This window comes from Bacillus sp. B-jedd, from assembly GCF_000821085.1.
Classification (GTDB): domain Bacteria; phylum Bacillota; class Bacilli; order Bacillales; family Cytobacillaceae; genus Bacillus_D.
In genome coordinates, this window is record NZ_CCXR01000001.1 from 4,137,268 (window position 1) to 4,160,589 (window position 23,322).

General features: G+C 47.0%; 19 protein-coding genes and 1 riboswitch. Of the genes, 5 read left to right on the top strand and 14 right to left on the bottom strand.

From position 1 onward, the window contains the following. Nucleotides 1–31: 31 nt before the first annotated feature. Nucleotides 32–691, top strand: a complete 660-nt coding sequence (locus BN1002_RS20190) for a TetR/AcrR family transcriptional regulator (RefSeq protein ID WP_048827328.1) — start codon at nucleotides 32–34, stop codon at nucleotides 689–691. 90 nt (nucleotides 692–781) lie between these two features. Here BN1002_RS20190 and BN1002_RS20195 read toward each other — a convergent pair whose 3' ends face one another. From BN1002_RS20195 to BN1002_RS20205, 3 genes are all read right to left on the bottom strand, one after another. Next, nucleotides 782–1,852, bottom strand: a complete 1,071-nt coding sequence (locus BN1002_RS20195; RefSeq protein WP_048828090.1) for a PQQ-dependent sugar dehydrogenase — start codon at nucleotides 1,850–1,852, stop codon at nucleotides 782–784. Between the two features lie 87 nt (nucleotides 1,853–1,939). Beyond that, nucleotides 1,940–2,611: a DNA alkylation repair protein gene (locus BN1002_RS20200; protein WP_048827329.1), complete on the bottom strand. Its 672-nt coding sequence runs from the start codon at nucleotides 2,609–2,611 to the stop codon at nucleotides 1,940–1,942. A 42-nt stretch (nucleotides 2,612–2,653) separates the two neighbouring features. Beyond that, a complete protein-coding gene (locus BN1002_RS20205; RefSeq protein ID WP_048827330.1) occupies nucleotides 2,654–3,139 on the bottom strand; it encodes a GNAT family N-acetyltransferase in 486 nt (161 codons plus the stop codon). A gap of 121 nt (nucleotides 3,140–3,260) precedes the next feature. Here BN1002_RS20205 and BN1002_RS24125 point away from each other — a divergent pair, with 121 nt between their 5' ends. Beyond that, nucleotides 3,261–3,404, top strand: coding sequence for a hypothetical protein (locus BN1002_RS24125; protein ID WP_197072835.1), 144 nt, complete (start codon nucleotides 3,261–3,263; stop codon nucleotides 3,402–3,404). 62 nt (nucleotides 3,405–3,466) lie between these two features. Here the strand turns inward: BN1002_RS24125 and BN1002_RS20210 are convergent, their stop codons facing one another. Beyond that, entirely contained in the window at nucleotides 3,467–3,664 is a 198-nt protein-coding gene (locus BN1002_RS20210; protein WP_148362835.1) for a hypothetical protein, read from the bottom strand. Nucleotides 3,665–3,925: 261 nt separating this feature from the next. Here BN1002_RS20210 and BN1002_RS20215 point away from each other — a divergent pair, with 261 nt between their 5' ends. Then, a complete protein-coding gene (locus BN1002_RS20215) occupies nucleotides 3,926–4,765 on the top strand; it encodes an MBL fold metallo-hydrolase (protein WP_048827332.1) in 840 nt (279 codons plus the stop codon). Between the two features lie 45 nt (nucleotides 4,766–4,810). Here BN1002_RS20215 and BN1002_RS20220 read toward each other — a convergent pair whose 3' ends face one another. Beyond that, nucleotides 4,811–5,302, bottom strand: coding sequence for a hypothetical protein (locus BN1002_RS20220; RefSeq protein WP_048827333.1), 492 nt, complete (start codon nucleotides 5,300–5,302; stop codon nucleotides 4,811–4,813). A gap of 20 nt (nucleotides 5,303–5,322) precedes the next feature. Then, nucleotides 5,323–6,423: a PRK06851 family protein gene (locus tag BN1002_RS20225; RefSeq protein ID WP_048827334.1), complete on the bottom strand. Its 1,101-nt coding sequence runs from the start codon at nucleotides 6,421–6,423 to the stop codon at nucleotides 5,323–5,325. Between the two features lie 434 nt (nucleotides 6,424–6,857). Between BN1002_RS20225 and BN1002_RS20230 the strand changes: the two genes are divergently transcribed. Continuing rightward, a complete protein-coding gene (locus tag BN1002_RS20230) occupies nucleotides 6,858–7,394 on the top strand; it encodes an HD domain-containing protein (RefSeq protein ID WP_048827335.1) in 537 nt (178 codons plus the stop codon). A 35-nt stretch (nucleotides 7,395–7,429) separates the two neighbouring features. Here the strand turns inward: BN1002_RS20230 and BN1002_RS20235 are convergent, their stop codons facing one another. From BN1002_RS20235 to BN1002_RS20265, 7 genes are all read right to left on the bottom strand, one after another. Beyond that, on the bottom strand, nucleotides 7,430–10,459 hold the full coding sequence (locus BN1002_RS20235) for an Ig-like domain-containing protein (protein ID WP_048827336.1): 3,030 nt from the start codon (nucleotides 10,457–10,459) through the stop codon (nucleotides 7,430–7,432). 18 nt (nucleotides 10,460–10,477) lie between these two features. Then, a riboswitch (cyclic di-GMP riboswitch) is annotated at nucleotides 10,478–10,562 on the bottom strand. A 268-nt stretch (nucleotides 10,563–10,830) separates the two neighbouring features. Further along, nucleotides 10,831–11,310, bottom strand: coding sequence for a Cys-tRNA(Pro) deacylase (gene ybaK / locus BN1002_RS20240; protein WP_048828091.1), 480 nt, complete (start codon nucleotides 11,308–11,310; stop codon nucleotides 10,831–10,833). Between the two features lie 94 nt (nucleotides 11,311–11,404). Then, nucleotides 11,405–11,857 (bottom strand): hypothetical protein, encoded by a 453-nt coding sequence (locus BN1002_RS20245; protein ID WP_048827337.1) that lies wholly within the window; start codon nucleotides 11,855–11,857, stop codon nucleotides 11,405–11,407. Nucleotides 11,858–12,471: 614 nt separating this feature from the next. Further along, on the bottom strand, nucleotides 12,472–14,925 hold the full coding sequence (locus BN1002_RS20250) for a S8 family serine peptidase (protein WP_148362836.1): 2,454 nt from the start codon (nucleotides 14,923–14,925) through the stop codon (nucleotides 12,472–12,474). Nucleotides 14,926–15,192: 267 nt separating this feature from the next. Beyond that, nucleotides 15,193–17,676: a S8 family serine peptidase gene (locus tag BN1002_RS20255; RefSeq protein WP_048827338.1), complete on the bottom strand. Its 2,484-nt coding sequence runs from the start codon at nucleotides 17,674–17,676 to the stop codon at nucleotides 15,193–15,195. A 225-nt stretch (nucleotides 17,677–17,901) separates the two neighbouring features. Then, on the bottom strand, nucleotides 17,902–18,549 hold the full coding sequence (locus BN1002_RS20260; protein ID WP_048827339.1) for a response regulator: 648 nt from the start codon (nucleotides 18,547–18,549) through the stop codon (nucleotides 17,902–17,904). Next, nucleotides 18,524–20,386, bottom strand: coding sequence for a GAF domain-containing sensor histidine kinase (locus BN1002_RS20265; protein ID WP_048827340.1), 1,863 nt, complete (start codon nucleotides 20,384–20,386; stop codon nucleotides 18,524–18,526). Before BN1002_RS20265 ends, BN1002_RS20260 begins: the two co-directional genes overlap by 26 nt. Before the next feature lie 941 nt (nucleotides 20,387–21,327). Here BN1002_RS20265 and BN1002_RS20270 point away from each other — a divergent pair. After that, nucleotides 21,328–23,115, top strand: a complete 1,788-nt coding sequence (locus BN1002_RS20270) for a TIGR04190 family B12-binding domain/radical SAM domain protein (RefSeq protein WP_048827341.1) — start codon at nucleotides 21,328–21,330, stop codon at nucleotides 23,113–23,115. A 60-nt stretch (nucleotides 23,116–23,175) separates the two neighbouring features. On the opposite strand, the gene BN1002_RS24400 is transcribed toward BN1002_RS20270, so the two are convergent. Further along, nucleotides 23,176–23,310, bottom strand: coding sequence for a hypothetical protein (locus BN1002_RS24400; protein ID WP_269429812.1), 135 nt, complete (start codon nucleotides 23,308–23,310; stop codon nucleotides 23,176–23,178). Between the last annotated feature and the right edge of the window lie 12 nt (nucleotides 23,311–23,322).

Below are 23,322 nucleotides of genomic sequence, written 5' to 3' on the forward strand. Positions count from 1 at the left end.
TTTTGCAAAAAGAAATGAAAAGGGGAGTACCATGTCTGACCATGAGTTATTTGATGAAGGAATTTTCGAAGGGGAAGAACTGACGGAAAAGCAGAAGAGAATCCTCATCGCCGCGATTGAATCGTTTTCCGAAAAAGGATATGCGGCGACTTCGACGAACGAAATCGCCAAAAAGGCGGGCGTCGCTGAAGGGACTATCTTCCGTCACTATAAAACGAAGAAAGAATTGCTACTCAATATCGTTTCACCCGTTATGGCAAAATTGGTCGCGCCATTTGTGATCCGTGACTTAGACAAGGTGTTGAACAAGCGGTTTGATACATTCGAGGAATTCCTGCGGGCAATGTTCCAGAACCGCCGCGAATTCATTGAGAAAAACAGTCAGATCCTCCGCATTTTTCTCCAGGAAATTCCGTTCCAGCCTGAACTGCGGGAACAATTCAAGGAGCATGTGGCAGCCAAACTGTTTGAGCGCTTCGAAAGGGCGGCCGTCTATTACCAGGAAAAGGGGCAGCTAATCGACATCCCGCCGATGAGCGCGCTGCGGATGACCGCTTCCTCCATCATCGGCTACTTCATTGCAAAATACGTCATTTTCCCGGAAACGGACTGGGACGATGAAGCCGAAATGGAACGGACAATCCAGTTCATTTTACGGGGACTTGGGACCGGAACAGAAAAAACACTATAAGCCCAGGAGACCGAATCAGGCAATATGATTCGGTCTCTTTTTGCCTAACAGCCCTTCCTGTCCCGGCATTCTCCGCGACAAAGCAAGCCTCTACTCCAGCTTGATCCGATAGAGCTTATCATCCGCTTCATCCGGGTTTCCACGGCCGTCCGTATTATTACTGACAAAATATAAATCATCCCCGTCAATGAGCACGTCTCTGATCCGCCCAAGCCCGCTCACGTATTCACGGGTTGTTTTCTTTGTTAAATCAAACTCACGGACAGCATTCCCCCTGAGCGTCGCGACATACAGCTTATCGCCATGGACCGCCATGCCGGAAGGGGCCCATGTTTCATCGTCTGAATGAAAAACCGGCGTTTCCATCCCCCGCTTTTTTTGATTACCGATGATGTCAGGCCAGCCGTAATTTTTCCCCGGTTTGATCATATTAATCTCATCATGCGCCGACTGCCCATGCTCGCTCGCCATCATCGTTCCATCTGCAAGCCAGGCGAGCCCCTGTGGATTCCGGTGCCCGTAGCTGTACACATACGAACCGGGGAACGGGTTATCCTCCGGGATGCCCCCATCCAGGTTCATCCGGAGGATTTTGCCGCCAAGGGCTTTACGGTCCTGGGCAAGCTCAGGGTTGGCCGCGTCACCGGCCGTAATGTAAAGCTTGCTGTCAGGACCGACTTCGAGCCTCCCGCCATGGTGGACCGGACCGCTTGGCAGCCCATCAATGAGCGTCCGCTCCTCTCTCCACACACCATCCTGAAAGGAAAGCACCACAACCCTGTTTTTCTGACCCGCCGCATCATTATATGTATAATAGGCAAATGCCGATTGTTTTTCAGGAAAATCAGGATCAAGCACAAAGCCCAGAAGACCGGCTTCCGAGGCGTCGGACAGCTGTTCCTTCAACTCGACCCGCTGGCGCTCTGACTTGCCATTTTCAATTTTGACAATCGCACCAGGCCGCTCCGTCAAATAAAGGACATCGCCAGCCTTAGCAATAGACCAGGGAACCTTGAGGTTCTCGGCAAGCACATCCGCTTTAACCTGCACAACCGCCGGCTTTTCTTCCTCAGGCTTTTTGCCCGGCTTCGCCCCTTCCTCTGACGAACACCCAACCAGCAGGAACCCCACAAGCAAAACAAACCCAAGCTTTTTGCGCATCGAAATCAGCTCCTTCTGCACAATCTTTTCCACCGTACAATGGCTCTTTTTCAGGCAAAATGAACCTTGTTCCCATCCACCCGCGAGTCAGCTCAGATACTTCGAGCCCTCCCGCCTGCTCAGCGCTGCAAGCTCCGTACTTTCAATGAATTCCTTTACCGAGTCCGGATTCGTTTTCGAGTATTCACGCAACGCCCAGCCAATCGCCTTCTGGATAAAGAACTCCTTGCTATCGGCATTCTGGTTCATATACGAATACAGCCGCTGTTCATCCGTCTTCTTCTTAAACTTCAATTGATAGAGAATGGCCGTCCGGCGCAGCCACATATTGTCTGAAACAGCCCATTTGTCCATTTCCGCCGGAATCGTGTCAGGAAACTTCGCGCCCAATATTCCGACTGGCTTTGCCGCCAGCGCATCGACAGTGTCCCACCACGATTTCGTTGTAATTAGCTCCTCCAGCAATCCGAGGTCGTCCGGGCCAAGTTTTTTACTGAACTTTTCAAGATACCCTAGAGCGGCATACTGGTACTCCCGTTCAGGCATCTCCCAAAGCGTGTGGACAAATCCTTCCTGAAAAGGTTCCTTTGCCATTCCTGTTTGCGTATAAAACTTCTTCTCCAGTTCGGCCCGGAGCGGCTTTTTAATCCCCAAGAAAGGAAAATGGTTTTTCATGTACTTTTCCATTGCCTCGGCGTTTTGCGCATTCCTGTTTTCCTCGAAAAGAGTTTTTAGCACTGATAAAGCATAATCACTCATCCGATTGCCTCCATGTTCAACTTTTGCAAATATAAGCCTGGTTTAAACGGTGAACTCCTGGCAAATAATTGCTTCTCCTTCTTCCTCATCTTCATATTCGTCAAAAGGGATTCCGTTCTGGTTATATACTTTCCGCCAGAAAGCAGCCGCCCGTTCGTTCCGGGTAAGCTGAGCCACAAAGTAACTTCCTCTTTTGTTTTCAAACAGGTTCTGCGCCGCTCTGCGTGCAACACCTTTTCCGCGAAATCGGTTATACACGAAGAAATCATTGATGATATAGTCGACCTTTTTTGTAAAAGGCGGTTCCAGCAAAAGAAGGAAACCGGCCCGTTCCCCATCCGCGATGATGAAATACGGATTTACTCCCTGCTTGTTCCAAAAGACCGAGAATGAGTCAAATTCATACGTCCCTTCATTATTTTCCTTTAGAGAACCGGAATAAGCCGAAAGGTCATGAAGGTAAAGGGAGTACATATTTTTCAGTATTTCCCCATCCTTTGGGCTTGTTTTTTGTAAATAAACGGCCATTTCATTTCAACTCCGAACTTTTTTATCTAAAACAATATTCTCCACTAAGCAGGTGATATCCTCCGTATGAAACATCAGATCTTTGCCAAACTACAAATGAATCAGGAAGGGGGTTATAATTTTGACGAAAAAGTTCAACAAGGGAAGCAGAAACCAGAATGCTCCGGAAAATGGCCATTTCCAAATGGAAATCGCAAATGAAAACAGCGGTGATAACAGCAAAGGCAACAAGCGGAACAAAAACCAAAATACAAAGACAAAATAAGCGTGTTTCGGAAAACAAAATCCCGGCTGAGCCTGTCAGGCAGCCGGGTTAAATTTTCTTATTCATTTCTGGAACTCCTTTCTAACCTGGCTGCAGATTTGCCGGACTGTTTCAGAAAAACCGAAGACAGTCAGAGTGAGAACGATCAAAATCAGCTTTCTCAGCCAAATCTCCTCGATGGCTAACGAAAAATATCCGATAATCAATGCTGCAAAGAAGACGATGAAGAACAGTGCCCGGCGCCTCAATACCATGCCCATCACCTCCTCCCTGTTATCTTCCTTTCAAGTTATTATTGATCTCCTCCTTATGCCTACCAATTGTGAAGTTCTGCACAAATATAATTAAATAAAAACGACTCCCTTTATCCCGGCCTGTAGATTATTTCCTTCTAAACTTCAGCATTTACTTTACTTAAGGTTACGGTTTAAACTGAAAAAGGTTCCGTCTATATCCTTAATTTTATATGAATTCAATCATTATCCAGCGGCCTAAAAAGCTGGTTCAAGGGGGCAAATGAAATGCACCAAATAAAACAATTATCTGAACATGTTTGGTATCTTCCAGCCAGCCACGAAACAGACCGGCCCGTTCTTGGCGCTGTCCTCGGGCAAGACTATTCTCTTCTCATTGATGCGGGCAATTCTCCCGCACATGCGGAGCTTTTCTTAAATGAGCTGAAAAGGATCGGGGCATCGGAATCCAGGCTGCTTGTCCTCACCCACTGGCACTGGGACCATATTTTTGGAACCAAAAAAATGAATTTGCCGGCAATTGCCCATGCAAAAACTAAACTACACATTGATAAGCTAAAGGGACTTCAATGGACGGATGAAGCCCTTGATGAGCGAGTCCGGACAGGCGTGGAAATTGAATTTTGCGCGGAAATGATTAAAAAGGAATTTGGTGAAAAACGGGATGAAATTAAAATTGTCTCGCCTGTGATGACCTTTGAGGATTCCCTGGCCATCGACCTGGGCGGGGTTCATGTCAGACTCAAGCATGTCGGCGGTGACCATGCAGATGACTCAACCGTCGTATTTATCGAGGAAGACTCGGTTCTGTTCCTTGGCGATTGCTACTCCCCCAATATGTACGCAAAAAAGTGGCACTACAACACGCCTGTATTTCTGAAGCTGCTCAATGAGTTGGAGGAATACCAAGCTTCTTTCTATATTCATTCCCACGCCAATCCCGCCACACAGGAGGAGTTTTACCAAGAGCTTTTTGAGATGCGGGCCATTAACCGCGCCGCGCTTGAAAATAAGGGCGATACCGAAGCGACACTTTCTGCCATGAAAGCGGCTCTTGGCCGGGATCCGAATGAGGATGAAATTGAGTTTGCGAGTTTTTTTGAATAAATAGGGAGAAGGCGTACATCAGGTAGACTGTACGCCTTCTATTTGTTAAAAACATTGGAAGGAACGGATTCTCCGCAGGTCGGTTCCATAAAATGCCCAGCCATTTCTTCTGAAACGCCAGCCCGCAACGGAATTTCGCCCGAGGAAGGTCGGATAGAACCAGAAGCTGCGGCCATTATTCAACCAGATATAAGTGTAACGGCGCAGGCACCGCCTGATTGCCCCTGGATCGACCGCAAGCGGTGTTGCTCCAAATGATTCCTGAGGGGTGGCGAACGGAGGAGGGCCCGACGGAGGACCATCATGGCCTCCCCCTGGAGACCCTCCCCCGCCGGGGAATCCGCCTCCGGGGAATTGGCCGCCGGTGTGTCCGCCGCCCGGAAATTGTCCACCCGTCTGGCCGCCGCCCGGGAACTGGCCTCCTCCATGCCCTCCGCCGGGAAATCCCCCTCCCGGCTGTTGAAACTGCCTGTTTTCATCATGCTCATACTGTTCTGGAATTGGTCCAAAAGGATACTGATTTGGGTTGTTTTCCAAAGGAATACCTCCTACTTATATTAAACTTTTTCCTGTGCCAGCTCCCTGATCCTGCCGGCGATTTTATCGCGGATCTCCTCCACCTTTTTAAAGTCCATCGCTGAAACATAAATTTCTTCCAGGCTGTCGTGTAGCTCTTTTGCCCGGGCCAGCATGGAAATGGCCTCCTTCATCTTTGCCTGGTAGCGACCCGCGATGGCCTCGATCCTGTCTTCAAAAATCTCATCCGTACCTTCCGCAATCAGCAGTTCGTACATATCAATGATTTCGTCCCCATCCCGGCTAGGGAAATACTCATGCGGTGACGTACTGTCGAAAATGGCGACTCCAAGTTCCCGGAAAATGAGCATATCAAGGCTGTGGGGGTCAAAGCCACAATGGTAGACCTCAACATCAATCCCCCGCTCCTCGGCGATTTTAGCCATCTTCTTCAGCATTGTCGATTTTCCGCTTCCCGGCCTGCCTTTTATGAAGTACCGCTTCTGGATATCCTCTGTCAGGTTCGGAACAAAATCTACCGCTCCCTTCGGAGTTGCGGCGCCTAGAAAACGATGGCGGACGTCGCTTTTCTTATTAAGTTTCATTTTGCCAAAAAATTGCTCAATCAATTTTCCGGTCAATTCATCAGCCTTCTGGAAATCCATGCTTTGGATATAAATCAGTTCCCACTCATCATGGATGGCCAAAGCCTCTTTAAAAGTGGCATACGCCTGGTTGAATGCCTTGGTGATTTTTCCGTTCAGCTTCACGATTGCTTCTTTTTTCGCATGTAGCAGCTTCGCGTCCCACGCTTCGCCCAGATTGACATATTCCTCGATTGCCCCTGGTGCCTCAGGTTCAATCACATGAGGATGGGTCCCATCAACGATCCCTGTTTTCATCGCGGGAATGATGACACCGTCAATGGACTGGTTATCAGACGAACAATGAAGAAACTCAATATCAAATCCTTTTTCAAGCCATTCCCTGCCTATCTTTTTCATCAATGATGACTTGCCTGTGCCAGGACCTCCCTTCAAAATAAAAAGCAAGTCAAGACCCTGTAGATTAGATGGATATAAACTGTAAAAGCCCCGCGCAGTATTCCCGCCCGCGTAATAGTTCCTGACTTTGCCTGCCACTAAAACACACTCCTTATACTGGCGAATGGATTGTTTCATCCACTATCTTATGCATCGTTGCCTGTTAGGTGAATGCCTAGTGACACAAATAGGCTTGGCCACTTTTCAACATTTTTCGCAGCGAGTTTAAACAGGTGGAACCCGGGAATAGAAGGAATAACAAGCTTTCTCCGCCCCGGGGCGGTTGATATAGATGGGTTAGGAAAAGCAGAAGCGTCCGTTTAGCGCCATATGGACTGGAGGGCCTCGATGGAGATAAAGGAAACACGAAGAGCGAAGCATCTGGCGATTCGATGTTGACTTATCGTAGCGAGAGGACCGAAGTACACTAGGAGCTGGACGCTGCAGCTGGACACAGGAAAAGACTCCGAAGTTTGGGGTCTTTTCTTTTTATCACGCAAAAATGTTATGATGGCGTAAAGCGGAGGTGGACTATGAGAGATGTAAAGCTTGAAGAAATTTTTAAACATCGAATTGCCCAAAAATACCTGAACCGGTCCGGGATGGCCCATGCGATTGCCGTTGCCTATCATGCTTTCCACCTCGCCCGGGAAAACGGCCAGGATGTTGATATCGCGGCAAAGGCCGGTTTCATGCATGATATGGGGCATTACACATGGTACAGGAACGGAAAATGGGATTACGAGCTTTATCGAAAAAACGATATACATGCGATCAAAGGAGCGGAGCGGGCCCATAAGCTGCTCATCCGCCTTGGTGAAAACCCGGTCAAGGCCAAAACCATCGCCCTCGCCATCCTCTTTCATACCGATTCCTTCCTGCCAACGAACGATATTGTCCGGACGCCGCTTCAGCAGCTTGTCAAATGGGCCGATGAAAAAGATGAAGAAGAAGGCGGAATGCACCATTACCGTACGATCGAATACGACCGGGCGCTGAACAGTATCATCCGCCTTGATAAAATGATTGATGAAATGCTGGAAAAAGAAAACCCTGGCCAGGCCCTTTAAAGGGTTTGGACAGGGTTTTTGGGTTGATAAATTTATTACTTATTACTTACTGTAACTATGATTTCTGAAAAATTATCGGCTTTATCGGTTGCTCTTACGGTCAATAACGTATTATTGGTTTGATACGGGTCCACTAATATTGAAAAGCTTCCATCTTTCCCTGCAGATCCGATTCCCACTCGAGTATTACCCTTAAATACACTTATGCTTGCTCCCGGCTCAGCCGATCCTGTGACTGTTGTAGTTTTGACATTACCAGTGGTACTAATTGCGCTGGTTACCTGTAAGCTAGGTCGGATTTTATCAATAGTAAACGAAACGGTTGTAACGTTTCCAGCCGCATCCCTCACGAGCAATGTAAAAACTCCATCACTAGATATTGTTGTTCCAGATACAAATGTGTTGCCATTCAAAGTGGCTGTACCTTCATTAAATGTCGGCCTGACATCGACATTGTAATATTGATTATTCAATACTCCGCTCACGACCGGGGCGGTTTTATCTATTGTGAATGTCACAGTCATAGCATTCCCAACGTCGTCAGTTACGATCAACGTATAGCTGCCTTCAGCTGATACCGCTGTGCCAGATATAAACGTCGCACCGTTAAGGGTAGCTTTCCCTTCAGTAAAAGTTGGTTTTACGTTGGTGTTGTAGGCAAAACCATTGATAACGTCATTTACAGTAGGCGGCGTTTTATCGATATTGGAAATGGCAACCTTTACTTTTGTTACATTTCCCGCAGCGTCGATTGCGACAAATTCAAATTCACCATTTTCCGTGAAGGTGTGGGAAGACACGTTCAAAGTCCCCTCGTTTGTTGCAACGGTTACGGTAACATCCTGGTTGGTCGGAGATTCGTTATAAGAATTTACCGTAATGACCGGAGCCACCTTATCAATATTTGTGATGGTAATGGTTTCTACCGTTTCATTTCCCGCAGCATCTTTTGCAATGAAATCAAACGATCCATTTTCCGTAAATGTATGGCTTGTTGTATTCAAGGTACCTTCATTTGTTTCCGCTGTCACGACAACGTCCTGGTTGGTCGGTGATGTGTTATAAGTAAACACCGTGATAATCGGCGCAACTTTGTCAATGTTATCAATGACAACCTTCTTCTTCGTTTCATTTCCGGCCCGGTCGGTCGCAATGAACTCGAACTCGCCATTTTCTGTGAAGGTATAGCTTTCCTCGTTTAATGTGCCTGGTTCATTCATGCTGACTTTTACGGTGATGTCCTGGTTCGTGGGATTGGTTACATAATCCTCAACAGTGATTTCGGGAGCAACCTTGTCGATGTTTGAAATGGTTACCGTTTTCTCGGTGATATTCCCCGCGCGGTCTTTTGCTTCAAATGTGAAGCTGCCGTTTTCAGTGAACGTATGGCTCTGTTTGTTAAGGGTACCTTCTTCATCCATTGAAACTTCCACCGTAATATCCTGATTTGTCCAGTTTGTATTGTACGGTTTTACTGTGATTTCTGGAGCCTTTTTATCAATATTTGTGATTTGAACAGTTTGCCTTGTCACGTTCCCGGCAAGGTCAGTCGCGACAAATTCGAAGCTGCCATTTTCGGTGAAAGTATGGCTTTCCGCGTTCAGCGTCCCATCTTCATCCATGCTGGCAGTGACCGTAATGTCCTGGTTTGTCCACTCTGTCGTTAATCCACTAAGTGTGATTTTAGGAGCAATTTTGTCAATGTTGTTTACAAAGACTTGAACACTTCCCTCATTCCCTGCCTTATCGACAAAAAGGAATTCGTATTCACCGTTTTCCGTGAATGTTTTGCTTAATGAACCATCGTTGTTCAGGATTGTTACATCCTCACTTGGCTCAAGTGTCACGATCACATCCTGGTTTGTCAGCTTTTCGGTTGAATAGCTCACTGAGGCGGTTGGTGCTACTTTATCAATATTTGTGACGTTTACTTCGACTTCTCCTCTATTGCCTGCCGCATCTACAAACTCGAGATTTACTTTCTCATTTTCAGCAAAAGTGAGAGTGTATGTTAAATCATCCACTTTGGTAAAAGTAACTGTTTCTGGCAACTTATTATTCTCATTGAATGTAACTGGCTTAGTGACTGTCACGGTCGCCGTTACATCCTGGTTTGTCCACTCGCTTGCAGAGTAAGTGAGTGAACCGACCGGGGCTTCCTTATCAATATTGTTCACTTCAACTAGTAGTGATCCCGGGTTTCCGGCTTTGTCATTGAATTTCAATTCAAAACTGCCATTTTGGGAGAAAATAAGTGTTGAAGCATCCTCATTAAAGGCTACAAAATCAGGGAGCTGGTCAAGGTTCGTATACGTAACGATATCATTTGGCTCAATTGTGGCAACGACATCCGTATTGATTGGCGATGTTGTTGAATAAGCAACTTTTGCTTCAGGTGCTTCCTTATCGATGTTATCAATCGTCACTGTTCTTTCCGTTACATTTCCCGCTACATCTGTTGCAACAAAAGTAAAGCTGCCATTCTCATCGAAGGTGTGGCTTGTGGCGTTCAGAGTGCCTTTTTCGCTCAATTCTGCTGTGACGGTGATACTCTCGTTTGTCCAAACCTTACTATAATCATTGAGTAGAATGTCTGGCGGAGTTAGGTCTGCTATTACTGTTGCCGGCTGTGCCATTGTATGAAGTTGTCCAGCTGTTTTGCCATTCTGATAGACCGTTTGGGCGCCAATCACAATTTGCTCATCTTTCTTGTTCTCAACATTTTCCGGCTTAAGTGTATGGATATATTCAAAAGCCCAAACGGTGTCACCGATTTTCGTTGTCTTTGCATTGACGACTTGATCATTTACCTTGAGCTCAAGCTTCGGTCCATCGATGACAACAGTGCCGCTTAATAGAACCGTATTAGCTCCATTCTTCCGGGCAGGAATTGGATTAACCTTAATCGTTCCGGTTGTTTTATTCAGCTCAGTTCTGCCGGTCGTAACCGTTTTGTCATTCGAAGTTGCTGCTGGAGCAGCCAAAGCCATCGGGCTTGCATTCAAAATCAATGATGTTGCTAAAAGTGTTGAACCCCATTTTTTTGCCAAGCTGTAATTCTTCATATTCTTCCCCCAAGTAGTTTTTTGGGGGGCCGGTTACACTACTGGCTCCAGATATCCCAAAGTGTCCAGATAAAGGATATCCTTCATCGCTTCCCCTAATAGTTGGCCATCGATATATCGAACAACATAGCTTGATTATAGTGTGCTGGAAACTCCATGGAAATCTAAATCGTTAGCCAAATTTCGGGGTGGAATTGGATTAAATCTGATGAAATAGAATGAATGGTGTCGAAATACATAAAATGGAAGTATGAGAATTTTACAAAATTGTGAACATCCAGCAACCTTTCACTTTTTTATTCTCCAAGGCACTAAAAAGAGGGATATACATAGAAAAAAGACGCATTTTGGCATGCGTCTTTTTTCCTGTTTTATGATAATTGGACAGTTTTGGCTTTCACTGCTTCCTTAAGAACCGCCGGGGAAAGCTCAATCTGTATTCCTATTTTTCCACCGCTGACAATCATCTTGTCAATCTGTTCCGCGCTGCTGTCAATGAAAGTTGGATAAAGCTTCTTCATCCCAATCGGCGAACAGCCCCCGCGAATATAGCCGGTCAGCTTCTGGATGTCCTTAACAGGAATCATTTCAACCTTCTTTTCCCCAGCCGCCTTTGCAGCCTTCTTTAAATCTAGTTCTTCCTCAACCGGGATAACAAATACATAAATATTTCTGGATGTTCCCTGAGTGACAAGCGTTTTAAAAACGGCTTCCTTCGGCTTGCCGATCTTTTCTGCAACCGATACCCCATCCACCTTCCCGTCACTTATTTCATAGGACAGCATCGAGTAGTCCGCCTTGATTGAATCAAGCAGCCTCATTGCATTGGTTTTTGTTTTGGAAACGGCCATTCCCATCTGCCCTCCCTTTCACAACCTTCTTTAATGAGGCAGAGGAACCGTCCCCTGCCTCATAGGAATAGCCTATTTCTTCTTCGGCAAAATTTCAAGCGCCGTATTGGAGTTCGATTTCCTGGTAGTAGGATTGCAGGGATTGGATGATGATTTTTTTGATTATGGCGCGGTCTGTTTTTTGAAGGAGCCTTTCCGCGTAGTTCCAGGCTCTTTTTTCGATTAGGAATTGCAGCCTTGCCAATTCTGTTTCACTTTTGGCCTCATCGAGCCGGTCGGCTAATATGCTGAGCGCCTTATCTTCGGCATGGCCGAGTTCGTGGGCAAAAATAACGCATATGTAGGCGTCGAGAAATGCAAGCGATCCGAACAGCTGGATGCACTGTTCCTTAATTTCTTCTATATAAAGTGTAATGGTGTGAGTGGATAATGAGTATTTTCCGCCAGCAAGCCTCGCCTCAGGATGGCGGCCTTCCAGCTCGATCTTTGCCTTGCTTCCTGATTGAATCAGAAGCGGCTCCAGGAGTTTTCTATATTGTTCTATCAATTGTTCCGCCCCTTTTTTTCATAATAGAGAACAGTATAAGCCAATAGACATGTTGAGAAAATCCCTCTTTCTACCTATCTTTGTCGAAAAAGCGCGGATTTAATCAACTGTGCAAAATAAAAAATAGAGGAGCAAAGGTTGCTCCTCTTCCAATTTATATTATTACTATTAGGCATTTATTAATTATTTACAAAAATTATACCGGTTGATTTCCGTTCCATTAGGAAGGCTCTAAATCATCGTTGCGATTGGGGCAGGACAATTTGTTTCAAATTAATTTGGCCTTGTCGTTTCATCTGAATGAGTAGGCCACCTTCCTAAACAACTCTTTAATTAGTGACCGAACGACTGGCTGACCTCTGCTGTTCGGGCGCTAAGTCTTCCTTTAGTGACCGAACGACTGGCTGACCTCTGCTGTTCGGGCGCTAAGTCTTCCTTTAGTGACCGAACGGCTGGCTGACCTCTGCTGTTCGGGCGCTAAGTCTTCCTTTAGTGACCGAACGGCTGGCTGACCTCTGTTGTTCGGGCGCTAAGTCTTCCTTTGATTACCTAAAGGATCCGATAGCTTTTTAAAGGTATACCTTTAGTAAAGTATTGATCTTTAAGTTGATTTCTTACTGAAACCAAGCCTGGAACCAGCGAGACGATGCGACTGCATAGTCAGCCCTGGTGACCTTTTTTGCCGGGTCGAACGAGGCCTCAATCGTTGGCTTCAAGTCGTAAAGGCCCTGCTTCACATTGAACGTCGCATTGAGGATATTCAGGTCAAGAGCAACTTGTACATAGCCTTTTAGACCGGCCGGGATGCTGCCGTTATCTTTTAGGGGAATCCGTTCGTTGATGTAAAGTACGGTAACATCCCCAGTATGATCTTTCGCCATCTGTTGCAGGCCCAATCCCTGAACAAGGGAATAAGCCAGCTCAGCGCGTGTTAGTGTGCCGTTAGGATTGAAGCTTCCTGCCGCATCAAGCTGCATGACGCCATTTTGTGTCAGCCTGCCATCCTTGATCGCCGCCCCTTTTGCCAAAACAGCAAGGGCATATGGCTGGTCAGCAGCTGAAGCGTCCTTCGCATTGCCTCCGAGGCTCTGGCGGATTCCCGCTCCCATCACAAGATAGCGGGCAAGTTCTTTACGAAGGAGGTATTGATTCGGCTTAAAGGTTCCGTCCGCATAACCGTCCATCAGTCTTTCATTCACAGCCATCTGGATCGCTGATGCCGCGGCATGGCCGGAAATATCATTTAATCCGGTATAGCCGCTCACTTTTGTAAAGGCGAGTGATCCCGCGATTGTTTCAGGTAATGCAAGGCCCAAAGGATTCAGTTCGTTGCCGCGCAGCCCCCGCACCTCGGCCTTCCATTGGCCGGCCTTTGGGGATGTGACCGAAACTGTCCTGTCAGGGTAAAGAGCGAACAGAAGATTGACTCCTGAGCTATGCTCCGTCCCATCCGGCGCAATCAAGACAAGATTGACTGGGTTGCCAGTCTGGCCAAGCAGGCCAAAGGCATCGATGCGAGCAGTCAGTTGGGAGACTCCCTCTGGCACTGTGAACGTGTGCTGGGTTTTCAGCAATGGATTGTAGGCAATTTCAAAAGGGACGCGATCTGTTTTTGCCGACACGTTGCTATTGAATGTTTGATATTCATTAACCGTTTTTCCATAGGTTTTGCCGAACATGACAGCTTCCAGGGCGGCATGGGCGTTTACATAGCCGGTCCCCGCTTCCCACGTTTCATAGCCTGGCATGTTCGTGGCTGTATCCTGGAGGACTTTCTTGATTTCATCGGGAGACAGTTCCGGTTTTGCCTCAAGCAGGAGTGCTGTGATGCCTGCCACATGCGGCGTTGCCATTGAGGTACCGCTCATCGACGTATAAAAAGGCAGGTATGCCGGTTCAATCATCGTTGCGTCGGAATCGATAGAGAGTGAAGAGACTGGCGCCAGCACTCGTGTCGAAATGATATCAACGCCCGGTGCCGTAATCGTTGGGCGGTCTTCCCATTGATAGGTTTCTCCGTCCATTTCAAATGTTCCCCCAACCCCCTTTGTCCCTCTTGACGAAAAATCGGCGAGCGAGCCGTCTTTTTCACCAGCAGCGACCGAAATGACCCAAGGCGCTTTAGCATATGGGTTATGAGTATTTTCACCAGGACCTTCATTTCCGGCTGCAAAAAGGACAGTGATGCCACGGTCATGCGCTGCCTTGCTCGCGATATTGATTGGATCGGCCGGATCAAAATCACCAGAGCCGCCCCATGAATTTGTAATAACACGGATGTTGTATTTCGACTGGTTCGTGATGGCATAATCAAAGCCTCCAAGACCGTCCAGCACGAAGAGGGCCGCCCCGGAACCGTAGCCGATTAAATCCGCTCCTGGCGCAACTCCCTCATACTTGCCGCTTGAGCTCGCGCCCGTGCCGCCGACCGTACCGGCTACATGGGTACCATGGCCAGAGTTGTTATCAGTATTCGGAACGTTTTCCATATATGTCACAGGAAGCAGTCCCGGTGCCAGCGAAGCAAGATTAATGCTGCCGAGGACGTTTTGGACAAGGTTTTTTCCGAGTTGATGGTCTCGGTGCGTCCCGTCAACACCGCTGTCATTGACGACAACTCCCACACCCTTACCGGTTACCGGAAGTCCGCCATTGGCTTTTTGCATCGCTGAATCGGTACGTGCCTTATCGACTCCTGTTAATTCGGTTGCATCGTAATTATTGTATTGAAGTTTACGGTTTAAATAGAGTGATTTTACCCCTTCTTTTGAAGCAAGCTGCTTAATTTGCTCCTTTGTCGCCAGGACGCCAGCGATCGGCAGCGATTTCATCGTTACGCCTGTCGAGATGCCGAGCTGCTTCAGCAGACTGAGCTGTTCGGCTGTTGGGGCTCCTTCCCCTTCAAAGGTGACAATAACCTGAAGGCTGCCTGCCGCTGTCTCGAGAGCTTTTGCCAGGTTGCTGTCAATCACCGCGGGAAGAGCTGCCGCCTTTGTTTTTTCCATACCGGGAGCCATTAATGAGAGCAATAATAACAGGCTGACCAATCCGGATAACCATTTTTTCATCTTGCAATCCCCTTCCAAGGTTAATTCTCTTGCTACTATCATTATCGTAAAAATTTCGCAAGCCTACTATTCAGCAAAGGACGTAAAACGCCTTGGAAAAAGTACTATTTTGCTATCATACGAAAGTTATAGGCACAGGATGAGATGTAGGCCGAAGTAGTAGAACACGCTATTGACTGCCCTTCGGTAAGGCCGCAAAAAGCCCCCGCAACAGAAAAGTGCAGGGGCTTCCGTGAGTAATATGAACGCAGCCACAGCCTGGAAGTGCTACTCCGCCGCGGGGTGCCAGCTTGCAAAGTAACGTGTGATGGCAACCGCGTAGTCCGCGCGGGTGACAGTTTTGCCAGGCTCGAACTTCGCTGTGATGGTCGGCTTCAGGGCATAACGGTCCTGGACAGTCGAGAAGTAAGCATTCAGGATGTTCAGATCGAGTGCGAGCTGGACGTGGCCACGAAGTTCGGCCGGCACATTGGCCGCATCCTGGATCGGCACTCTTGTTCCGTTATATTGGACGGTCAGCTCCTGTCCTTTCAATTCATTGGCTTTATCTTCAAGGCCCAGTGCCTGCACGAGGGAATAAGCAAGCTGGGCGCGGGTCACTTTTTCATCCGGAGAAAACTTTCCGGCAGCGGAGGGAAGCATGACCCCCTTTTGGTTCTGCGTGACATTTTTCAGGGCGGCACCCTTGCCAAGAACCGCTTCGACGTACAGTCGGTCAGCTGCTTTGACGTCGGAGACACTTGATGTTCCATTTAAAGGAAGCTGCTGGCGCACCCCCGCTCCCATGACAAGATAGTTTGCCAGCTCGGAACGCTTCAAAGCTGCATCCGGATCAAAGTTCTTTGTACTTTTACCGTCAATTAGCCTGTCGCTGACAGCAAGCTTAATGGCAGATTCAGCGGGGTGGCCGGTAATGTCATTCAAGCCGCTGAAGCTTCCCGCTGTTTTCGTCACGAGCTCGACATCCACTTTTTCCGGAAGGGCAAGCAGTCCCTGGAGCCCTTCGATACTTGCCTTCCAAGTTCCAGGTACCGGGTTCATAACCTGGACAGTACGGTCAGGATATAAAGTGAACAATACCGATATTCCTGATGTGTAACGAGTCCCATCAGGCGCCGTAAGCACGAGGTTGACCGGGTTGCCCGTTTGGCCAAGAAGGCCGTAAGCATTCATACGGGCGACGAGTTCGGTCTGCCCTGAACCAACAGCGAACGAAACTTCATTTTTAAGATTCATAGGACTGAAATCGATGGTTGCCTTATTGGAGTTCACTGTCATTTGCGCATTGGAATTGAATGCCCGGTTCATATTCAATACAGAACCATATTCCGTGCCATTTAACGCCGCATCAACAGCCGCATAAGCATTGACGTAGCCTGAGCCAACCTCCCAAGGCTCGTAGCCTGGCATATTGGTCGCAGTCTGCTCAATAATTTTCTTTACTTCAAGCGGCGATAACGACGGATTGGCATCCAGTACCAGTGCAACGATTCCCGCGACATGCGGTGCCGCCATCGACGTGCCGCTCATTGTTGTATAGTATGGCAGATAAGCTGGCGGGATGAGGTTGACATCATCAGTTGCCCCAAGTGCGGCAATTGGAGAAATGACGCGGGTGGAAATAATCGTTTCACCCGGCGATGTCACCGTAGGGCGGTCCTCCCATTTCCATGTCTCGGATCCCACTGTGACCGTACCGCCTTTTCCTTTTACACCGCGCGATGAAAAGTCGGCAAGCTGGCCCTGCTTTGTCCCGGCTGCGATTGTAATGACCCATGGGGCCTTTTTATAGTTCCCGGATATAGTGGAATCGCCAGGCCCCGAGTTCCCTGCTGAAAAGACAGTAACAATGCCACGGTCATAAAGCTTTTTCGTGGCGATATTGATTGGGTCGAATGGGTCAAAATCAGTTCCCGCATCGCCCGTATCTCCCCATGAGTTTGTAATGACACGAATATTGTATTCGGCCTGATGGGTAAGCGCATAGTCGAAACCGCCGAGCGTATCGAGCATCGCGACCGCTGCTCCTGATCCGTAGCCAATCAGCTTCGCGCCAGGGGCGACACCTTCGTAATCCCCTTTTGACATCGCTCCGGTTCCGCCAACGATTCCGGCTACATGCGTTCCATGCCCGGAACTCGTGTCAGTATTAGGGACATTTTCAACCCACGTCACTGGCAAAAGCTCACTCAAAGCATTCAGGTTTGTCGCTCCGAGTACATTTTGGACAAGGTGGCCGCCGAATTCGATATCTTTATGAGTTCCATCAACACCGCTGTCATTAATGACAACGCCAATTCCGCTCCCGTCGACAGGCATCCCCCCATTTAACTTTGTAAAGGAAGGTTCGGTTCTGAGGCGATCCACTCCTGTCAGTTCGGTTGCTTCTTTATTTTCATATTTGAGCTTTTTATTCGGATAAATCGATAGCACATTTTCATTCTGGGCAAGCTTTTCAATCTGTGCTTTTGTGGCCAATACTCCGGCAATCGGCAGCTCGTTCAGGACAACCCCTTTTACCAGTCCCGATTCTTTCAAAACGGATAGTATTTTAGGCTGGCCGCCGGCATTTTCTTTAAAGGTGACTATGACTTGCTGGGGCTCGGTGGCAGAGGCCAGTTTTGCCAGCATCCCCGGCTCTATTACAGCGGTTCCGGCCGCGCTGGCCCGCTCTGGACCTGCAAGCTGGACGGATTGGATAAATATACTGAAAATCATAAGTAAGGACAGGAAAATAGAAGCCTTTTTCATTTGCATACCCTCCCAGTTCTGAATATTCTAACTTTACCCCATTATCACATTGTTTAAGTGATAGTCCTATTCTCCACAGGCTGTATTTCTGGCCGCAAAAGTACTAATTTTTATACGCCTAAAGTAGTATTTCTTCTTTTATGCAAAATTGTTCTGTTTTTGAAAGGTGAATGCATGAAAAAACCAGGCTTACGGTATAAGCCTGGCTGGTTCTGCTATTCATGCTTACGGCAAGGGGACGAGCTGGTTTTGGACGGCATAAATGACGACTTGGGAACGGCTTTTTACATCGAGCTTTTTGAATATTTTGCTGACGTGGATTTTCACTGTTTTGTCACTGATGAAAAGTTCCTGGGCGATTTCCTTATTATTCATCCCCTGGACAAGACAGAGAAGCACTTCTCTTTCCCGTTCAGTCAGTAACTCATCTTTTTTCTCCTTTGGCGGCTCGGGAGCCTGCTGGTTGAAATTGAGAAACTTTTTCGTCATGGAAGGAGCGATGACAGACTGTCCCCGGGCTACGGACCGGATTGCTTCGATGACATGCTCGGAAGGAGCGTCCTTCAGCAAATAGCCGTCAGCCCCTTCACGGATCGCTGACATAAAATATTCATCATGGTCGAACATCGTCAGCATGAGAATTTTGATTGACGGAAAATCCTTTTTTAAAATCCCGGTCACTTCAATTCCATTTTTATCAGGAATATTGATATCCATCAAAATGACATCCGGCATAAGTTCGGGGACTTTGGCCAGTGCATCACTGCCGGAAACCGCCTCCCCGACAACCTTGATGTCCGATTCGAGGTCGAGGATATTCTTCAACCCGTCACGGAGCACCGCATGGTCATCGACCAGCATCAGCTTGATCATTCACTTCTCCTCCTTCTATTCCCATTCTTGGAACGGTTAACGTAATTTCCGTGCCGTTCCCTTCCTTGCTGTCAATTTGAAGGGATGCTTTTATTTTTTCAGCCGCTTCATTCATATGCAAAATGCCGAAATGCGGTTCGTTTCTTGCTTTGATCATCGCCTGGAACAAAGAAAAGCCAATCCCGTTATCTTTTATTTTCAAAAAGACGTTTTCCCGCTGGAAACTGAGCATGATTTCGATTTTTACCGCTTTGGCATGCTTCAGGGCATTTTGTACGCTCTCCTGGAATATGTCGAAAATAACCTTTTCGGTCATGGAGCTTAACTCAAATTCGGCGCCTCTTCTTTCCAACACGATTTCCACCTCATGTTCCTTCCTGACAGCTTCAATCCTTGACTGAATGGCCGTCAGCAGCCCTACCCTTTCTGTCGGATAAGGGCGGAGCGCATAAATGGATTCCCGCACCTCCCGCAGGCTTTTTCGGAGTTTATCCGTACTTTCATGGACAAGCTTGAGCGAATCGTCGGGTGCCTTTAAAAATTTCCGTTCTGCCGTTTCCAGATTCAAGACCGCCCCGGCAAGTGTTTGCGCCACTCCATCATGGATGTCCCGCGCGATTCTGTTCCTTTCCTCCAAAATAAGCCGTTTTTCCTCCTCGGAAAAAAGCCACTTTGTTTTCAACAGGACAGCGAGCTGATTTGCAAGTGTAACAGCGGACTGGATATCGTCTTCTGTAAAACTTTTTGTCCTGCTCCGGCCAAAAACAAACAACCCTAATAGTTCATCCTCAAGCATGAGCGGCGCATACATTTTCGTTCTGATCTCACTGAGGAAAAAGCCCGTAGCTGGCCCCGCCTGTTTTCTGGAGTTATGATAAATCACCATATGGCGGACCGATTCGAGGGCCGCTGCCTGGGTATTATCGAGTTCCGTTTCTTCATTCACAAGCCCGGCTGAATAACGTCTTTCCCATTTACCATTCTGCTTCGTCCAAAGGATGCAAGCATCCACATCGATAAATTCCGGGAGGTTTTTTCCAAGGAATCCAAGCCAGTCCTCTGAGGCAATTTTCTTATTCAATTCAGAGGAAATCCGGAACAGCGCTTTCAGCTTGGCCTTTTCCTTCCTTAGCCTGACAATGATGGAACTCAGCAGCGCGAAGCCGACGAGAGGAGCAAAAAAGAAAAAGAAAGTAATGACATCGATTTCTCCCCTGTTCTGGTTGCCAAGAACGACAAACAGGACAAGGTACACATAAGAAACGAGCAAGCTGTTACCTTCCTGAAGTGTTTTTTGCCTCCACATCATGATTGTATAAGGCTGAGGACGGACCACGAGGATCAAGTCCACCAGCAAATTATTAATAAAGTAAAAAACAATGATTGCCGCGGTAATATGGAGAAGCCCGCCAACCACAGCGGACTGGGAATCCAGGATAGTAAGATCCATCATCTTCCCGGACAGCCAAACCGCACCGTAAAAGCTGATGACAAGCTGGGCCGGATTAAAAAAAATGATCCTGACCGGCCTTCTTCTTACAACATTGACACCAAATACTGCAAACGCATAAGACCAGACGGCGTATTCCACACCATGCATGACAAAGATGGCATACACTAAAGGGAAAGAAATGGTTGTGAAGCCCCGCCAGACCGGCATTGGATAAAATTCGATGACGCAAAGGAAAATGACCAGAAGAATCAGGATCAAAGGCTCATTTGGCGGCTCCATACCAAAAAGGGCATAAAGAAGAAGCAGGCCACCGGCAAGCGATATAGCCATCATCAAGTATCTTGCCACCATTTCCTTCCGATTCAACCACCCCTTAGCAGCCATGAATCCCCTTCCTCCCAACGAATCGATTCTAAATTTTCAGTTAATTATACTTTAAGTTATTTCCCCGCCCCGCACAATAAAAAGGTTTTAAGATTTTATATTCACATTTGCTGGATGAACGGGTGTACACACAATGGGATTAATCAAAAAACATTGGCTTTTTAAAGTTTAATGCTGATTTTAAAAGAGTTGATAGGAACGGAGGGGACTGACTCCTCGAAAACGCTCCGCGTTTCCTTCGTGCGTGGGCAACTTCAAAGAAGCTAATTCAATGTCCTGCGGGATGTAGCGGCAAGTGGAGACCCCACAGGCGCAGAAAGCGCCGAGGAGGCTCCAAAAAGAATGCTCCTGCGCCACAGACTATTCGAGGAAGCGAACCTTCAGCTCGTCGCAAAGCTGCACGAAGCCAATTCATGGATGTTTCTCATGAAGTTGGATATCAAGTAGATGCTTCGCCCCGAGGAAAGCATGTCCCCGGAGTGGAAATCAACAGCCAATGATAATAGAACCAAAACACAAAAAAACCCAGACCGGCCAAATGTCATTCCACTGTCCGATGCTGGGACAAACCCCACTTGGTTTGTTTACATTTATTATCCCATCCCATCCCCACTTTTTCTATTCAGCAAAAGCAATATTTTATCTACTACTAAAGTAGTAATAGCGAAAACTATTTTCACTTGTCACAATTTAGTAGGAAATTATGTCACTCTTTTGTCAATGGTTGGGAAGCGGTTGTTCTTCCTTTTATACTACACTAAAGATATACAATTCCTTGCTTTTTCACCATAATTACTTGTGAAAGATTTCACATTAAAACCTTTCCATACTGACAACTTTGCATATGCACTTAACATCTCTCTTGTTTCAATGCCTAGCCTAAATCCAGCTTCATTCAAACAAGATTGAGAGCTTACTACTATTACAGAGGGTGAAAACGAATGAAGTATGATTTAGTTCTCCTGCATGCCCCCAGTGTTTATGATTTTCGCAAAAACTCTTTGCTGGCCGGCCCGATTAGTGATGTGGTGCCTTCCTCCCCTGTTTTTGAAATGTATCCAATTGGGCTGACAAGCATCGCTGATTATCTTGAGCGATATGGCCTTAAGGTAAGAATTATTAATATTGCTAACCGGATGCTCATGGATCCTAACTTCGATGTAGAAAAAAAACTGCGCGGCATCAACACACGGGCTTTCGGTATCGATCTCCATTGGCTTCCCCATGCGCATGGAAGTATTGAGCTCGCAAAAATCGTGAAAAACCTGCATCCCGAAACTCCGATTGTCTTTGGAGGCCTTTCTTCCACCTATTATCATAAAGAGCTGATCGAGTATCCGTTCATTGATTTTGTCATGCGTGGCGATTCGACCGAAAAGCTGATGCTAATGCTGATGAACAAGTTGGAATTCGGCAATACACGGTATGAGGAAATACCGAATCTCACCTGGAAAAAAGGAACCGAGGTCGGTTATAATCCGCTATCCTACGTACCAAAAGACCTTGATGAATTCGATGTGCCCGGTTACCGTTATACCATCCGTTCTGTCTTTAAATATAAAAACTTCATGGATCCGCTTCCTTATAACGGCTGGCTGCAGTATCCCAATACCGCTATCCTGACCGCAAGGGGCTGCACACAGAAATGCCTGATTTGCGGCGGCTCGAAGGAAGGCTATGACACGAATTGCAACAGAAAATCACTTGCCCTCAGGTCCCCGGCAAAGCTTGTCGAGGATATCCAGTTTATCCAACGGTTCAGCCGGGCGCCTATTTTTATCCTCCATGACATCCGCCAGGGAGGCAAAAAATATGTTGAGGAGTTTTTCAGCCGCCTGAAGGAAATCCATCTGAAAAACGAGCTCGTTTTTGAACTGTTCCAATATGCGGATGAAAAGTTCTTTAAACAGATCCATGAGGCAGTCCCGAAATACAGCATTGAGCTGACACTCGAGACACATGATGAAAGCATCCGCAGGTATAATGGCAAATTCAATTGTACGAATGAGAAAGTCATCGACTCTCTTAATTTCGCCTTGAAGCATGGCTGCAAAAAGATTGACCTGTTTTTCATGGTCGGCATCCCTGGCCAAACGTATCAAAGCGTTCTTGAAAATGTCGATTTCGCGGAAAGGATCCATCTTGAATGCAACCAAGATCCACGGCTTTACTACTTTATTGCACCTCTCGCACCATTTCTCGATCCGGCAAGTGCGGCTTTTGAAAATCCCGAACTTCATGGTTATAAAAAGCTGTGCCACACATTGGAGGATCACCGGAAAGCGATAACCCAGCCATCATGGAAACATATGTTAAGCTATGAAACTGTTGATATGACCAGGGACGACATCGTCAATTCCACCTACGAATCAGCCAGGCTATTAAATGAATTCAAGCTCAAATATGGGCTGATCGACCAGGCAGGCTATGATGATATTGAACATAAAATCGAGAAATCGATGCATTATATTGAACGAATCGACCATCTGATGACTCTGCCTGAGGCGGAGTACCAGCTTGAACTTGCGACAATAAAGCGTGAAATCGAGGAACTGAATAAACACAGCATCTGCGGCAGCAACGAACTGAAATGGGAAGTCCAGAAAAACTATGCCAATTTCTTTTCATTGGCAATGGTTGGACTTGAACAGTTATATGAAGATTATTCAATTAAATTACGCAAGCAATTCCACCCGAAAGTGCGCCACCAAGTTAAGCTTGATGTTTAAGAAAGCCGGGTCTCTGGATTCCGACGAATTTTCACCTTCCCCTATATTTACCTGGAACCCTTATAATAGGGTTCTTTTTTTGCGTTCGTAAAGCTGTTTTTCCCCTGCAAAACCACAGCCCTCTCCGCGCAAAACAAAAACTTTATTATTATTTGAAAATATTTTTTCTTTTTTGCAAGGATTATAAATCTCCACGAAGGGTAAATA

Bases quoted from the DNA above. Each gene is read 5' to 3' on its own strand.
- BN1002_RS20270 (WP_048827341.1), top strand. From the start codon at position 21,328: ATGAAGTATGATTTAGTTCTCCTGCATGCCCCCAGTGTTTATGATTTT.
- BN1002_RS20265 (WP_048827340.1), bottom strand. From the start codon at position 20,386: ATGGCTGCTAAGGGGTGGTTGAATCGGAAGGAAATGGTGGCAAGATAC.
- BN1002_RS20250 (WP_148362836.1), bottom strand. From the start codon at position 14,925: ATGAAAAAATGGTTATCCGGATTGGTCAGCCTGTTATTATTGCTCTCA.
- BN1002_RS20210 (WP_148362835.1), bottom strand. From the start codon at position 3,664: ATGGGCATGGTATTGAGGCGCCGGGCACTGTTCTTCATCGTCTTCTTT.
- BN1002_RS20255 (WP_048827338.1), bottom strand. From the start codon at position 17,676: ATGAAAAAGGCTTCTATTTTCCTGTCCTTACTTATGATTTTCAGTATA.
- BN1002_RS20235 (WP_048827336.1), bottom strand. From the start codon at position 10,459: ATGAAGAATTACAGCTTGGCAAAAAAATGGGGTTCAACACTTTTAGCA.
- BN1002_RS20190 (WP_048827328.1), top strand. From the start codon at position 32: ATGTCTGACCATGAGTTATTTGATGAAGGAATTTTCGAAGGGGAAGAA.
- BN1002_RS20260 (WP_048827339.1), bottom strand. From the start codon at position 18,549: ATGATCAAGCTGATGCTGGTCGATGACCATGCGGTGCTCCGTGACGGG.
- ybaK (WP_048828091.1), bottom strand. From the start codon at position 11,310: ATGGCCGTTTCCAAAACAAAAACCAATGCAATGAGGCTGCTTGATTCA.
- BN1002_RS20200 (WP_048827329.1), bottom strand. From the start codon at position 2,611: ATGAGTGATTATGCTTTATCAGTGCTAAAAACTCTTTTCGAGGAAAAC.
- BN1002_RS20205 (WP_048827330.1), bottom strand. From the start codon at position 3,139: ATGGCCGTTTATTTACAAAAAACAAGCCCAAAGGATGGGGAAATACTG.
- BN1002_RS20230 (WP_048827335.1), top strand. From the start codon at position 6,858: ATGAGAGATGTAAAGCTTGAAGAAATTTTTAAACATCGAATTGCCCAA.
- BN1002_RS20215 (WP_048827332.1), top strand. From the start codon at position 3,926: ATGCACCAAATAAAACAATTATCTGAACATGTTTGGTATCTTCCAGCC.
- BN1002_RS20195 (WP_048828090.1), bottom strand. From the start codon at position 1,852: ATGCGCAAAAAGCTTGGGTTTGTTTTGCTTGTGGGGTTCCTGCTGGTT.